The organism is Flavobacterium resistens, from assembly GCF_900182645.1.
GTDB classification, from domain to species: Bacteria; Bacteroidota; Bacteroidia; order Flavobacteriales; family Flavobacteriaceae; genus Flavobacterium; species Flavobacterium resistens.
In genome coordinates, this window is the sequence record NZ_FXTA01000002.1 from 81,744 (window position 1) to 95,180 (window position 13,437).

At 31.6% G+C, this 13,437-nt stretch carries 15 protein-coding genes; 12 read left to right on the forward strand and 3 right to left on the reverse strand.

The features are described from left to right. Window positions 1-30: 30 nt before the first annotated feature. Complete coding sequence (locus FN795_RS06445) at window positions 31-960, forward strand: DUF6427 family protein (protein WP_142449898.1); 930 nt, start codon at window positions 31-33, stop codon at window positions 958-960. Here the strand turns inward: FN795_RS06445 and upp are convergent. Then, the gene (upp, locus tag FN795_RS06450; RefSeq protein WP_035646646.1) at window positions 955-1,608 is read right to left on the reverse strand and encodes a uracil phosphoribosyltransferase; all 654 of its coding nucleotides are present in this window, start codon (window positions 1,606-1,608) and stop codon (window positions 955-957) included. The two genes, FN795_RS06445 and upp, sit on opposite strands and share 6 nt — an antisense overlap. A 111-nt stretch (window positions 1,609-1,719) precedes the next feature. Here upp and FN795_RS06455 point away from each other — a divergent pair, with 111 nt between their 5' ends. Together FN795_RS06455 and FN795_RS06460 are read left to right on the forward strand one after the other, a co-directional pair. Further along, a complete protein-coding gene (locus FN795_RS06455; protein WP_142449899.1) occupies window positions 1,720-2,325 on the forward strand; it encodes a DUF4254 domain-containing protein in 606 nt (201 codons plus the stop codon). Window positions 2,326-2,365: 40 nt separating this feature from the next. Then, entirely contained in the window at window positions 2,366-3,367 is a 1,002-nt protein-coding gene (locus FN795_RS06460; RefSeq protein WP_142449900.1) for a glycosyltransferase family 9 protein, read from the forward strand. Window positions 3,368-3,455: 88 nt separating this feature from the next. Here the strand turns inward: FN795_RS06460 and FN795_RS06465 are convergent, their stop codons facing one another. Together FN795_RS06465 and FN795_RS06470 are read right to left on the reverse strand one after the other, a co-directional pair. Further along, window positions 3,456-3,851, reverse strand: a complete 396-nt coding sequence (locus FN795_RS06465) for a hypothetical protein (protein ID WP_035646642.1) — start codon at window positions 3,849-3,851, stop codon at window positions 3,456-3,458. Between the two features lie 291 nt (window positions 3,852-4,142). Then, the gene (locus FN795_RS06470) at window positions 4,143-5,195 is read right to left on the reverse strand and encodes a 2Fe-2S iron-sulfur cluster-binding protein (RefSeq protein ID WP_142449901.1); all 1,053 of its coding nucleotides are present in this window, start codon (window positions 5,193-5,195) and stop codon (window positions 4,143-4,145) included. Window positions 5,196-5,321: 126 nt separating this feature from the next. On the opposite strand from FN795_RS06470, the gene FN795_RS06475 reads away from it, so the two are divergent. The 9 genes from FN795_RS06475 (at window position 5,322) to FN795_RS06515 (ending at window position 13,435) form a co-directional block, all read left to right on the forward strand. Then, entirely contained in the window at window positions 5,322-6,782 is a 1,461-nt protein-coding gene (locus FN795_RS06475) for a DUF5687 family protein (protein ID WP_142449902.1), read from the forward strand. An 81-nt stretch (window positions 6,783-6,863) separates the two neighbouring features. After that, window positions 6,864-7,559, forward strand: a complete 696-nt coding sequence (locus tag FN795_RS06480) for an ABC transporter ATP-binding protein (protein ID WP_142449903.1) — start codon at window positions 6,864-6,866, stop codon at window positions 7,557-7,559. Between the two features lie 87 nt (window positions 7,560-7,646). Then, window positions 7,647-10,256 carry a type IX secretion system periplasmic lipoprotein PorW/SprE gene (gene porW, locus FN795_RS06485; RefSeq protein WP_142449904.1) on the forward strand — a complete coding sequence of 870 codons (2,610 nt, stop codon included), beginning with the start codon at window positions 7,647-7,649 and terminating at the stop codon, window positions 10,254-10,256. 5 nt (window positions 10,257-10,261) lie between these two features. After that, the gene (locus FN795_RS06490; protein WP_142449905.1) at window positions 10,262-10,657 is read left to right on the forward strand and encodes a bactofilin family protein; all 396 of its coding nucleotides are present in this window, start codon (window positions 10,262-10,264) and stop codon (window positions 10,655-10,657) included. After that, a complete protein-coding gene (locus FN795_RS06495; protein WP_035646626.1) occupies window positions 10,638-10,859 on the forward strand; it encodes an AtpZ/AtpI family protein in 222 nt (73 codons plus the stop codon). The genes FN795_RS06490 and FN795_RS06495 overlap by 20 nt, the downstream gene beginning before the upstream one ends. A gap of 63 nt (window positions 10,860-10,922) precedes the next feature. After that, window positions 10,923-11,315: a hypothetical protein gene (locus tag FN795_RS06500; protein ID WP_142449906.1), complete on the forward strand. Its 393-nt coding sequence runs from the start codon at window positions 10,923-10,925 to the stop codon at window positions 11,313-11,315. A 118-nt stretch (window positions 11,316-11,433) separates the two neighbouring features. After that, a complete protein-coding gene (gene atpB / locus FN795_RS06505) occupies window positions 11,434-12,612 on the forward strand; it encodes a F0F1 ATP synthase subunit A (RefSeq protein ID WP_035646620.1) in 1,179 nt (392 codons plus the stop codon). Between the two features lie 33 nt (window positions 12,613-12,645). Then, on the forward strand, window positions 12,646-12,846 hold the full coding sequence (atpE, locus tag FN795_RS06510; RefSeq protein ID WP_026727281.1) for an ATP synthase F0 subunit C: 201 nt from the start codon (window positions 12,646-12,648) through the stop codon (window positions 12,844-12,846). 88 nt (window positions 12,847-12,934) lie between these two features. After that, complete coding sequence (locus FN795_RS06515; protein ID WP_026727280.1) at window positions 12,935-13,435, forward strand: F0F1 ATP synthase subunit B; 501 nt, start codon at window positions 12,935-12,937, stop codon at window positions 13,433-13,435. The last annotated feature ends 2 nt before the right edge of the window (window positions 13,436-13,437 follow it).

Consider the following 13,437-nt stretch of genomic DNA (forward strand, 5'->3'; position numbering starts at 1 on the left):
TTTACAATCACAAAAGTATAAAATATCCTTATGATAACAAGTGTTTTTAAAAAATCTACACCATTAAATTATTCTTTGGTCGTAATTTTAATACTGGTTTTCTTTTTTCTGTTTCAAATTCAGGATCCGTCCTGGATTACTAATTATTTTTTGGGATTCCAAAAAGTAAGTTTGCTGTGCTTTGTTTTGGCTTCTTTTTTCCTGATTAATTTCATTGCAAAGAAGAACGGGCTCAGCAAAGACAATGGATACACGATTTTTTTCTACTTGCTGTTTATCTTATTTTTCCCGACCATATTTAACGATTCAAATGTTATTTATGCGAATTTTTTTCTGCTTCTGGCACTTCGCAGATTGATTTCGTTACAGTCTTTAAAATCTTCAAAAGAAAAAATATTTGATGCTTCTTTTTGGATTTTAATAGCATCTTTGTTTCAATTTTGGTGTATTCTTTTCTTGATTTTGGTTTTTATATCCATTATTTTTCACGTTTCACGCGATTATAGAAACTGGGTTTTGCCTTTTGTAGCACTTTTAGCAGTTTCATTAATCTTTTTAATGGTATCACTTTTATTTCATTTTGATGCCGTTGCGTTTGTTGAAAAAAGAGCAGTAATCGATTTAAATATCGACTATTTTAAAAACAATTACGAAAATGGAGCATTGTCAATTTATGTTGCGGTAGCTTTGTTTTTTGTGGTTTCAATGTTAATGACTTTATCAAACAGACCTCAGATTGTGCATACTTCGTATAAAAAAATTGTGGCTTGTTTTTTTATTGCCGCTTTTGTTTTTATTCTTTCACCAAATAAAAGCAATGATTTACTGTTGTTTAGTATTACGCCATTAACTCTTATGGCATCGAGCCATGTAGAATATATGCAGCAAAAATTAAACAACGAAATTGTATTTTATGTTCTTATTTGCTGCAGTTTATTTACTTTTTTCTCTCAATTATAATTTGCTTCCATAAGCAAGATCTCCGGCATCACCAAGTCCGGGAACAATGTAGTTTTTCTCGTTTAGTTTTTCGTCAAGAGCGGCAACCCATAAATGGCAATTGTCAGGAAGATTTTTCTCTAAGTGTGCAACACCTTCGGGAGCAGCGATAACAACAACAATATGAAACTCAGCCGGAGTGGCATTCTGCATTAATTTTTCGTGAACTGCGACTATTGATTGTCCAGTTGCGAGCATTGGATCAAGCAGTAATACCGTTTTATTGTTGAGATTTGAAATCGCTTGATATTCAACTAAAATTTCAAATTCATCATCATTATTTGGATGAAATCTGCAGGCCGAAACGAAGCTGTTTTCAGCATGATCAAAATAATTCAAAAAGCCATTATGTAGCGGTAATCCAGCTCTTAAAATAGGGCATAAAACAATATCAGATGCAATTTCGGTTGTTTTTTTAATGCCTAACGGTGTTTGAATATCAACGTTTTTGTAGGGTAAAGTTTTGCTCAGTTCATACGCCATAATTTCGCCAATTCGCTCAATATTTCTTCGAAAACGCATGCTGTCGTTCTGAACATTTACATTTCTGATCTGGCCTAAAAAATGATTCAGTACGCTGTTATTTTCAGATATATAATGAATTTTCATATGTAATTTTTAAAATTATTGATTGTTTTTAACGCAAAAATGAAAAAATAATAGTTTTTTTCACACCATAAAAGTATAAAAAGTATCTTTGTGTCTCTAATAATTAAAGACATGTTTTCAAAATTAGCATATTCTGTTTTCGAACAAAGTATCAAAGATTATCACCAATTTGATAATGTTGATCAGCCCATTAACAATCCTTATCCAAAGGATAAATTTGAGCATTTATTATATTTAAAAAATTGGATTGACACTGTTCAATGGCATTTTGAGGATATCATTCGTGATCCGCAAATTGATCCGGTTGCAGCATTAACTTTGAAAAGAAGAATCGATGCTTCAAACCAGGAAAGAACTGACATGGTTGAATATATCGACAGTTACTTTTTGCAAAAATACAGTTCTGTAAAAGCTAAAGACGGTGCAAAAATCAATTCTGAAAGTCCGGCTTGGGCATTTGACAGATTGTCTATTTTGGCTTTGAAAATTTATCACATGCATGAAGAAGCTAATCGTGCAGAGGCTTCGCAAGAACACAGAGATAAATGTCAGGAAAAATTAAACATTCTTTTAGAACAAAGAACAGATTTATCTACAGCAATTGAAGAATTATTGACAGATATTGAAAGTGGTGAAAAATTCATGAAAGTGTACAAACAAATGAAAATGTACAATGATGATGATTTGAACCCAGTTTTATATCAAAATAAAAAATAATTTGGCCGACTTGTCTACCAAAATTAAACACATAGCCGTCATGAGACTATCCGCAATGGGAGATGTCGCCATGACGGTTCCTGTTTTACGAGCTTTTGTAAAACAATATCCAGAGGTAAAATTGACGGTTGTTTCGCGTCCATTTTTCAAACCTTTTTTTGACGGAATTCCGAATCTTGAATTTTTTGCTTTTGATGAAAAAGAAAGACATAAAGGATTTCCGGGGCTTTTGCGATTATTTAAAGATTTAAAAAAGCTTGAAATTGATGCTTTTGCAGATCTTCATAATGTTTTGCGATCTAAAGTTGTGAGTTTGCTTTTCGCTTTAAGCGGAAAAAAAAGAGCAACTGTCGATAAAGGCCGAGAAGGAAAAAAAGAATTGACTCGTGCTGAAAATAAGATTTTCAAGCAATTGCCAACGATGTTTGAAAGACACGCCAAAGTGTTTGAAGAATTGGGTTTTCCGATAGATTTATCAAATTCCGAATTTCCTAAAAAAGCAGTTTTAAGTGCTGAAATCACAGATTTAATTGGTGAGAATTATCAAAAATTAATCGGAATTGCACCTTTCGCACAATATGATTCAAAGGTTTATCCTTTAGATTTAATGAAGGAAGTAATTGAAAAATTAGCCGAAAATAAAGACCAGACCATTTTGCTTTTTGGGGGTGGAAAAAAAGAAATCGAAATTTTAGATTCGCTTTCTGAGCCTTTTAAAAATGTAATAAATGTTGCCGGGAAAATTAAATTTCAGCAGGAATTAAAATTGATTAGCAATCTGGATGTAATGCTTTCAATGGATTCTGGTAATGCGCATATTGCTGCAATGTTGGGCGTAAAAGTTGTAACACTTTGGGGCGCAACACATCCATATGCTGGATTTTTGCCTTTTAATCAGAGTTTGGAAAACGCTTTAACTTCTGATAGAAATAAATATCCAAAACTACCAACATCTGTTTATGGAAATAAAATTGTTGAAGGTTATGAAGATGCGATGCGAACGATTTCTCCAAAGAAAATAGTTAAGAGTATTCAATTTTAGTTAGAATAAAAATTTCAATAAATAAAAAATCCAAATTCCAAGTTGTAAAGTTGGAATTTGGATTTTTTATTTTGAAGACAATAATTTCTTATAAATTCAGAAAAAGATAACCCATTGCTTTCTTTTTCTTTCTGTCAACTACAATTTCAACAAAACGGTTTTCTTGTTCAGTAACAAGTAAAACGTGTTCCAAATTGTTAGTTGAATTTCTATAAACTTTATGAATTAATTCTGATTCTTTAATTTTATTTGATAAAATCTTGGCAGCTTTTAGTTCACTTACATACGGCCAAATATTAAAAAAGTTATCATTTTCGACTGATATTTCTTTCATTTCTTCAAGCGTTGAAGGATAGTTTTCTTTTGAAAGAAGTTTAGGAGCTTTTCTGTTTCTTCTTTTTTTAATTACAAAGTAGACCACGACAAAAGATGATATTACAAAAAGTAATATAAAAGTCAAACGGAGGTAGTGATGCATTGCCATAATATGTAGTGTTTTAAAAACGTGTTGACAATTAAATATAGCCTTATAGAATCTATCTTTATGGTAAAGAAGGATTTATCAGGTTCAAGCGCACTACTAATATAGTAAATTTTCAGGACATTTTATAAAAAATATTTAAATACGTATAGTCTTTTTTATGTATTGTTTAAAAACGCTTTTTAAAAGGAATCGATATTTTACACTCTGATAAAAGAAAGAACGGCATAAAAAAATCCAAATTCCAGGGTTAAATTGGAATTTGGATTTTTTATTTATTGAAATTTTAAATGTTTATACGTCGTCGTAATCAACATAAATTGTATCTGATGTTGGGTGCGCCTGGCAAGTTAAAATTAAACCTTCTGCGATTTCACCATCTGTTAAAATTGAATTTTTTGTCATTTCAGCAGTACCAGCTGTAACACGTCCTAAACAGCTGCTACAAATTCCGCCTTGGCAAGAATAAGGAGCGTCAATACCTTGTTTTAAAGCAGCGTCAAGAATGGTTTGTTTTTTAGACATTTCGAATGTAACTTCTTCATCGTCGACTAAAACGGTGATTTTTGTATGACCTTCTTGAGAACCCTGAATTGCATGCTCTTCAGAAGAAGATGTAAAAAGTTCAAACTTAATTGCCGAATCTTTTACATTTTTCTCTTTTAAAATATCTGAAACAGTATTGATCATTTCTTCTGGTCCGCACAAGAAAAATTTATCAAACTGAAGTTCTTTATGTTTGTTGTTCAAAACAAAATTTACAGCAGATTTTTCAATTCTTCCAAATAAAGCATTTTCTGCTTTAGCCTGACTAAATACATAATGTACGAAAAAACGTCCTACATATTGCAATTGTAAATCATGCAGTTCTTGATGAAAAATAGTTTGTTCCGGAGTTTTATTTCCGTAAACTAATACAAATGAACTTTTTGGCTCGCTTTTTAAAACTGATTTTATGATAGAAAGAACTGGAGTAATTCCGCTTCCTGCAGCAAACGCAGCATAATTTTTTTGTCTGTCAGCTTCTGGTTCAAAAGTAAATTTACCTTCAGGATGTCCTACTTCAAGAACATCGCCAGCTTTAAGCTTCGTGTTGGCAAACTGAGAAAAAAGACCATTTTTTACTGCTTTAACTGCAATTCGCAATTCACCGCTTTCTGGCGCAGAGCAAATAGAATAAGCACGTCTTATTTCTTGATTATCAAGTGTTAATTTTAAATTTATGTATTGTCCGGCTATAAATTTATAGTCTGATTTTAGTTCTTCAGGAACATTAAAAAGTACTGAAACAGCTTCTGCAGTCTCACGTTTTACCTCTTTAATTATAAGTTTTAAGAATGAAGGCATGATTTATTTTTTTTGCAAAAGTAGCAAACACTAAGTAATTGACGCTTACTAAAATAATTTTTTTAACTTTTTTTGTAACGTTTTCCTACATTTGGTCTCTTACTGAAAAACTAAAACTGAATAACCATGATTAAAAAGTTTATTTATCTCGAATGGAAAGCCTTTGTAAGATCAGCTTCATTTGGAGCGAATCTGGCCATGAAAATTTTAATTGGGTTTTTGATGGTTTACTTTTCGGTAATTTTTATTGCAATGGGAGTAGGCGCATTTTACGTACTCAAAAAAATGAACCTTGAACCATTGGTAACCATCAACAAATTCTTGATTTATTATTTTTTGCTTGATCTTGTGGTTCGTTTGTTAATGCAGGCGATTCCGGTTCTTAATATCAAACCATTATTGGTTTTGCCTTTTAAAAAACCAACCATTGTTCATTTCTCTTTAGGCAAAACGGCATTGTCCTTTTTTAACTGGGTTCATGCGCTTTTCTTTGTGCCTTTTTCAGTTGTACTTATTATTGAAGGATATGATATTTTGGGAATTTTATTTTGGCTTTTGGCGATTTTCTCATTAATCTATATCAACAATTTTTTGAATATTATTTTAAGCAATATCGACAAATTATTTGTTGTTTTTATTGGACTTGCTTTAGCTTTTGGAGGTGCACAATATTATAAGCTTTTTGATATTACCATTTTCACAACTCCTTTTTTCCAGGGACTTTATACCATTAAAGGATTGTTTTTAATTCCAATTTTGTTATTGGCAGGATTGTACGCATTTACATTTAAATATTTTAAAAACAATTTATATTTAGATGCTGGGCTTTCTAAGAAAGAAGACGTAGCGACGACTGAAAATCTTTCCTGGCTAAATCAATTTGGAACATTGGGAACTTTTTTGAAAAATGACATTAAGTTGATTAAAAGAAACAAGAGGTCAAAAACGACTATTATCATGAGTTTCTTCTTTTTGTTTTACGGATTGATCTTTTTTGGCAATACACACCAGCCAGCGGTTATGTATATTTTTGCGGGAATATTTGTTTCAGGCGGATTTTTATTTGTCTTTGGGCAATTCGTACCAAGCTGGGACAGTTCATATTATCAATTGATGATGACACAAAATATTCCGTATCGCGGTTATATTACTTCAAAATGGTGGTTAATTGTTATAGCCACTTTTATATCGACAATTTTGGCTTCATTTTATCTTTTTTATGGATGGCAGGTTTATTTGACCATTGTGGTTGGCGCCATTTATAATATCGGAGTAAATTCTCATTTGGTTCTTTTGGGAGGAGCATTTACAAAAACTCCAATTGATTTGAGTAACGCCGGCGGTGCTTTTGGAGATAAAAAAGCATTCAATGTAAATGCAATGTTATTGACTTTGCCAAAATTATTATTGCCTTTGGGACTTTATGGAATCGGACTTTATCTCGGAGATAAAACACTTGGGTTAATGCTGGTTGCAGGAGCAGGAGTTTTAGGATTTGTATTTAGAAATAAAGTTTTTTCAATAATTGAAAAAAGATACAAAGTCGAAAAATACAGTACAATAAGTGCCTATAAACAAAAGAGTTAATTAGTGAATTTGCCAATTTGATAATGAGATAATTTTATTCCATTAAAATTTAAAATCAACAATCTAAAATCTAACATTACGATGATACAAGTAAATCAACTTTCAAAAAAATATAATAACACAACAGTTTTAAATATTAATAATCTTGAAATTCCGAAAGGACAAAGTTTTGGACTTGTCGGAAATAATGGTGCAGGAAAAACCACTTTTTTCAGTTTGCTTTTGGATCTTATTCAGCCTTCGACTGGAAATATAAAAACAAATGATATTCAGGTAAATACTAGTGAAAACTGGAAATCTTTTACGGGTTCATTTTTAGATGAAAGTTTCCTTATTGGTTATTTGACTCCTGAAGAATATTTTTATTTTATTGGAGATTTGCGTCATCAGAATAAAGCAGATATTGATGCACTTTTGAAAAAACATGAAGAATTTTTTAATGGTGAAATTTTAAACAACAAAAAATACCTTCGCGATTTATCAAAAGGAAATCAGAAAAAAGTAGGCATTATTGCAACACTTATTGGTAATCCGGAAGTGATAATTTTAGATGAACCTTTTGCAAATTTAGATCCTACAACTGTGAGTCGTTTGAAGAAAATTATTAAAGAATTAGCTGAAGATCCGAATGTTACCGTTTTGGTTTCAAGTCATGATTTGCAACACACGGTTGAAGTTTGTGACCGAATTGTTGCACTTAATAAAGGTGAAATTGTAAAAGATATTCAAACCTCAGAAGAAACCTTACAAGAACTCGAATCGTTTTTTGCAGTTTAAGTTTCTATATTTCAAAAAGAAGCGTATTTTTACAAGTCATATACTAAAAGTGCTTTTTATAAGTTTATGCTTTAAAAATTAGTTCTATTGAAAAAGAATACTCTTAAATATTGTTTTTTTCTCGGTTTTTTATTCTTTTTGATAGCCTGTTCTACCAAGAATAATACCTTCGTGAACAGAAATTCGCACGCTTTAAGTACAAAATATAACATTTTGTATAATGGTGGAATTGGCCTTGATAAAGGACTAAAATCAATTCAGAACAATAATCAGGATAATTTTTGGAAAATACTGCCAATTGAAAAAATGCAGTTTGATGAAAATTTTTCGGAAGGAGAAAAAACAAAAAATCCCGATTTTGAACTAGCAGAAACGAAAGCGACAAAAGCCATTCAGAAACACTCCATGAATATTGGAGGAAGAGAAAAAAATTATCAGATTGATGAAGCGTATCTAATGCTGGGGAAAGCAAGATATTATGATCAGCGTTTTATTCCTGCATTAGAAGCTTTCAATTATATTCTTTATAAATATCCAAACAGCAGTAATATTTATACCGCAAAAATCTGGCGTGAAAAAACCAATATGCGTCTCGGAAACGATGCGATTGTTATTAAAAATATCAATCTTTTATTAAAGAAAACAGATTTAGACAAACAGACTTTTTCTGATGCAAATGCATTATTGGCCGAAGCCTTTTTAAATACAGAAGAAAAAGACAGCGCTGTTGCCAAATTGAAAATTGCAGAAAATTTTACCCGAATAAACGAAGACAGAGCACGTTACCGTTTTATTCTTGGACAATTATATCAGGAAGCCGGAAAAAGAGATAGTGCTATTTACTTTTATAACGGCGTAATCGACATGAACCGAAAAGCAGATCGTAAATACATGATGCATGCTTATGCGAAGAAAGCACAGATGTTCGATTATGAAAAAGACGATCATAATTTGTTTATCGAAGCATACAATAAATTAGTAGAAGATCGAGAAAACAGACCATACTATGATATCCTTTTTTATGAAATGGGTGTTTTTTTCGATAAAAATAATGAGCAAAAAGATGCATTGGAATTTTATAACCATTCATTGGCAAGAAAATCTAAAGATCCTTATTTAGTTGCTTCTACCTATCGAAACATTGGAAATATGTATTTTAGAAATACAGATTATACAATGGCGGCAAAATACTATGACAGTACTTTGGTAAAATTAAACCCAAAAACGAGAGAGTTTGCCTTAATTGAAAAAAACAGAAAAAATCTCGATAATGTAATTAAATACGAAGGAATTGCAAAACGCAACGATAGTATTATAAAGGTTTACAATTTACCAGCAGAAGAACGAAAAACATACTTTGAAATTTACATCGCAGAACTTAAAAAGAATGACGATGCTAAAAAATTGGCTGAAGAAAAAGAAAAAGAAAAATTGGCAAACGTTCAACGTAATACGGATGCAAATAATATTTCTTCGGCTATTAATCCGCAACAACCTAATAAAACAGATTTGGTTTCGGGAGCATTTAATCCGCCATCTGGAAATGATGTTGCAAGCACTTTTTATTTTTACAACCCCACAACGGTTGCCTATGGAAAACTACAATTTAGAAAACAATGGGGAAATCGTGTTATAGGAGGAAATTGGAGATTAGCTTCATCAAAATCAATTATCAATACTGCTTTAAAGGATTCATTAAATATCAATCAGGATTCTATAAATGCATTGCAACCAGAAATTCCGGAAAAATATACGACGGCATTTTATGAAAATAAGATTCCGACAAGTCCGACAGTTATGGACAGTATCGGAAAAGAACGAAACTTTGCTTATTATCAATTGGGACTTATTTATAAAGAAAAGTTCAAAGAATATAAATTAGCCAGCGATAAGCTTGAGCAATTATTACAAAATAAACCTGAAGAAAAATTGATTTTGCCATCGATGTATAATTTGTATAAAATTTATCAAATTACAAATCCGGCAAGAGCTGAAAGAATAAAGTCTGATATAATAGGTAATTATCCAACTTCAAGATATGCACAGATTTTAAATAATGCAAATTCAGATGATTTAGTTTCTGCCGACAAGGAATATAAAAAATGGTTTAAGTTATATGAAGAGGAGAAATTTGATGAAGTTTTAAATAATATCGATAATCTGATCAATCAATATGCTGGTGAAGATATTGTTTCTAAATTTGAATTGCTGAAAGCAAATACTTTAGGAAAAGTAGAAGGGTTGGCCGCGTATAAAAAAGGGTTGGAAACGGTTGCAGATAATTATCCAAACAGCGAAGAAGGAAAAAGCGCCAGAGAAATTTTGGAAAAACAAATTCCGGATTTAGAAAAACTTGATTTCACGGCAGTTGACGGAAAAAATTGGAAAATTTTATATCCAGTTTCGAATAATGATGCTAAAACGGTTAAAAAAATTGAGGAAGCAATTAAAGTATACATGTTGGTTGAAAATTACGAACGACTAACAACTTCATTTGACAAATACAATAAAACCGAAAGTTTTGTAGTTATTCATGGTTTAAAATCAGAGGCATATGCCAAAGATGTTTCAGGAGTTTTGAGAGAGGATAAAAAATATAAAATCTCGAATATGCCAATTATTATTTCAAGTGATAATTATAAGGTAATTCAAATCAAAAAAAATCTTGACGTCTATTTAGCCCCAAAAACCCCATAAAAGCCATGTTTGAAAAAGTCAAAAAAAGCAGTACAGAGAATTTAGGAAAAACCAACAGAATTGTAGAAGGAACGTCCATTGTTGGTGATATTGTTTCAAAAGCTGATTTTAGACTGGACGGCGAACTTATTGGAAATTTTACTTCGCAAGGAAAACTTGTTATTGGCGCATCAGGAATTGTGAAAGGAGAAATTATCTGTCACAATGCTGATATTGAAGGAGAATTTCAAGGAAAATTAAAAGTTTTAGAAGTCCTTAATATTAAAGGAACCGCGCGAATTCATGGAGAAATCGCCGTTGGAAAATTATCGATTGAACCAGGAGCAGACTTTACAGCTTCTTGTACTATGTTAAATTCCAATTCGGTAATACTATTAGAAGATGGAAAAGGAACCGAATAATAACAGGAGAAATAAATGGCTTGCATTAATTAATATTCCATTTCAAATGGGAGTCATTATTTTTTTGTTCTCTTATTTCGGAACCTGGCTTGATGAAAACCATCCGAGCCCAAAAGTTTATTACAATACGATTTTTGTCATGGCCGGTGTAGGCCTTGCATTATATAACGTTATCCGCCAAGTTAACGACATTAATAAATAAAGTAATTTTTTCATTTATAGCAGCTTTAGATAAAAGTTGCATCTTTGCAAAAAATTACCTGAAATGTCATTAAAAAATTACAAACCTGTTTTTCATTTATTTTGTTTTGCTGTTGTTGCCTGTATAGTGCATATAGCCGCTTTCTTTTTGCTGGAAATTAATTTTCAAAAGTTTCATTACAGTATAGAATTACTGTATTTAATTTTCTTCGGATTGTCAGCTTTGTTGTACCTTATATTATTAAAGGTAAAAAATAAGAATTTTGAAATCGTAGGAATGGTTTTCTTATTCGGAACTTTTACTCAAATGTTGTTGGGATATTTAATTTTGCAGCCAATTTTAGAAAACAAAACTGAAACGGTCAATGTTGAAAAAGTCAGTTTTTTTATAACATTTATTTTGTTTTTGTTATTTCAGACGCTTTTAACTGTCCGATTATTAAATGAAAAGCGTTAAAATCGCGAATATGTAAAACAAGGTTCAAAAATAATTTTTCATATCCTTTTGAATATTAATAAAAAATGTACCTTTGCACCAAATTTTAGAAACGTAAAAAAATAAGATTTTCCACGATATGGTGATTTCAAACAAACCACTCAGCTTTATTCTAGCAGCTTTTGTAGCTTCTCTACCAATTATGGGTTTTGCAAACTCAGAGAATGATTCAACGCATGTACAAACTGAAACGGCTCACGAAGAGAAAGTAATTTCACATGATGCTCCAGCGGAAGGAGAGCACGCAGTTGCTCTTGACCCAAAAGCAAAAGTAGATGCTTTCATTGATCACCACTTACAAGATTCTCACGATTTTGTTTTCTTTCAAGATGAAAAAGAAAACAAACACTTTGGTTTTCCATTACCAGTTATACTTATTGACGGAGGTTTAAAAGTTTTCTCTTCTTCAAAATTTCACTTTGGTGAAACAGTTGCAGAAGTTGACGGAAACTTCTACAAATTAGTACACGGTAAAATTTACAAAACAGATGCAGCGGGAACAATTACTTTTAATGAGCACGGTCATCCAGAAAACGAAAAGCCTTTAGATTTTTCTATGACAAAAAATGTTGTTTCAATGCTTTTTGTTGCAGTGCTATTATTCTTAATGTTTACTGGTTTAGCAAAATCATATAAAAAAGGACCAATCCCAACTGGATTTGGAAGAGTTTTAGAACCTCTTATAATTTTCATTAGAGATGAAATCGCAGTTCCTAACATTGGAGAGAAAAAATACCGTAAATATATGGGTTACCTATTAACTGTATTTTTCTTTGTTTGGGTTTTAAACTTATTAGGAATGACTCCACTAGGAATTAACGTTACAGGAAATATTGCTATCACAGTTTGTTTAGCAGCTTTCACTTTCATCATTACACAATTTAGTGCAAACAAAGATTATTGGGGACACATCTTCTGGATGCCAGGAGTACCAGTTCCAATGAAAATCATTTTAGCACCAATTGAGGTTTTAGGAACATTGACAAAACCATTCGCATTATTAATTCGTTTGTACGCAAACATTACTGCAGGTCACGTAGTAATCATGAGTTTGATCGGAATGATTTTCGTTGGAAAAAATTTAGCAGCAGATTTGCCAATCTCATTAGGATTGACATTGTTTATCTCTGTTATTGAAATTTTAGTTGCATTTTTACAGGCTTTCATTTTTACAATGTTATCATCATTGTTTATTGGTATGGCGGTTCAGGATCATGACCACGCTCACCACCACGAAGATGAAACAGCAATTATTTAATTTAGAAGTTTAATTTTATATATATAAATAGTTATGGGAACAATTCCAACTTTAGTAGGTGCTGGTTTAGTAGTAATCGGTGCAGGTTTAGGTTTAGGTAAAATCGGTGGATCTGCTATGGACGCTATTGCTCGTCAGCCAGAAGCTGCTGGTAAAATTCAAACTGCGATGATTATTATCGCGGCTTTATTAGAAGGTTTAGCATTTGCTGCTTTGATCTTAGGAAAAAACTAATAAAGAAAAAAACTAACAACATCTTTAACGGTTGGTTAAAGGTGTTGTTACTTTAAAAAAGAAATTAAATATTTAATATAGTTATAAAATGGATAAGTTAATTAACGATTTTTCATTCGGATTATTCTTCTGGCAAGCTTTAATCTTGTTAGTATTGATTTTACTTTTAGTGAAATTTGCATGGAAACCAATTATGGAATCTATTACTGCAAGAGAAGAAGGTATTAAAAATGCATTGCTTTCTGCTGAAAACGCAAAGAGAGAAATGGAAAACTTACAAGCTGACAATCAAAGAATTTTGAATGAAGCTCGTGCAGAACGTGACGCGATGTTGAAAGAAGCTCGCGAAATGAAAGAGAAAATGATAGCTGATTCTAAAAACGAAGCACAAGAAGCAGGTCAAAAAATGATCGAGCAAGCTAAAGCTGCTATCGAAAGTGAAAAAAATGCTGCAATGGCTGAATTGAAATCTCAAGTTTCAACTTTATCATTAAGCATCGCTGAAAAATTATTGAAAGAGGAATTATCTAACAAAGAATCTCAAACTAAATTAGTTGAGAAAATGTTAGGTGACGTAAAGTTAAACTAAGA

Coding starts and splice junctions, on each gene's coding strand:
- FN795_RS06445 (WP_142449898.1), top strand. CDS start 31: ATGATAACAAGTGTTTTTAAAAAATCTACACCATTAAATTATTCTTTG.
- upp (WP_035646646.1), bottom strand. CDS start 1,608: ATGAAAATTCATTATATATCTGAAAATAACAGCGTACTGAATCATTTT.
- FN795_RS06455 (WP_142449899.1), top strand. CDS start 1,720: ATGTTTTCAAAATTAGCATATTCTGTTTTCGAACAAAGTATCAAAGAT.
- FN795_RS06460 (WP_142449900.1), top strand. CDS start 2,366: ATGAGACTATCCGCAATGGGAGATGTCGCCATGACGGTTCCTGTTTTA.
- FN795_RS06465 (WP_035646642.1), bottom strand. CDS start 3,851: ATGGCAATGCATCACTACCTCCGTTTGACTTTTATATTACTTTTTGTA.
- FN795_RS06470 (WP_142449901.1), bottom strand. CDS start 5,195: ATGCCTTCATTCTTAAAACTTATAATTAAAGAGGTAAAACGTGAGACT.
- FN795_RS06475 (WP_142449902.1), top strand. CDS start 5,322: ATGATTAAAAAGTTTATTTATCTCGAATGGAAAGCCTTTGTAAGATCA.
- FN795_RS06480 (WP_142449903.1), top strand. CDS start 6,864: ATGATACAAGTAAATCAACTTTCAAAAAAATATAATAACACAACAGTT.
- FN795_RS06490 (WP_142449905.1), top strand. CDS start 10,262: ATGTTTGAAAAAGTCAAAAAAAGCAGTACAGAGAATTTAGGAAAAACC.
- FN795_RS06495 (WP_035646626.1), top strand. CDS start 10,638: ATGGAAAAGGAACCGAATAATAACAGGAGAAATAAATGGCTTGCATTA.
- FN795_RS06500 (WP_142449906.1), top strand. CDS start 10,923: ATGTCATTAAAAAATTACAAACCTGTTTTTCATTTATTTTGTTTTGCT.
- atpB (WP_035646620.1), top strand. CDS start 11,434: ATGGTGATTTCAAACAAACCACTCAGCTTTATTCTAGCAGCTTTTGTA.
- atpE (WP_026727281.1), top strand. CDS start 12,646: ATGGGAACAATTCCAACTTTAGTAGGTGCTGGTTTAGTAGTAATCGGT.
- FN795_RS06515 (WP_026727280.1), top strand. CDS start 12,935: ATGGATAAGTTAATTAACGATTTTTCATTCGGATTATTCTTCTGGCAA.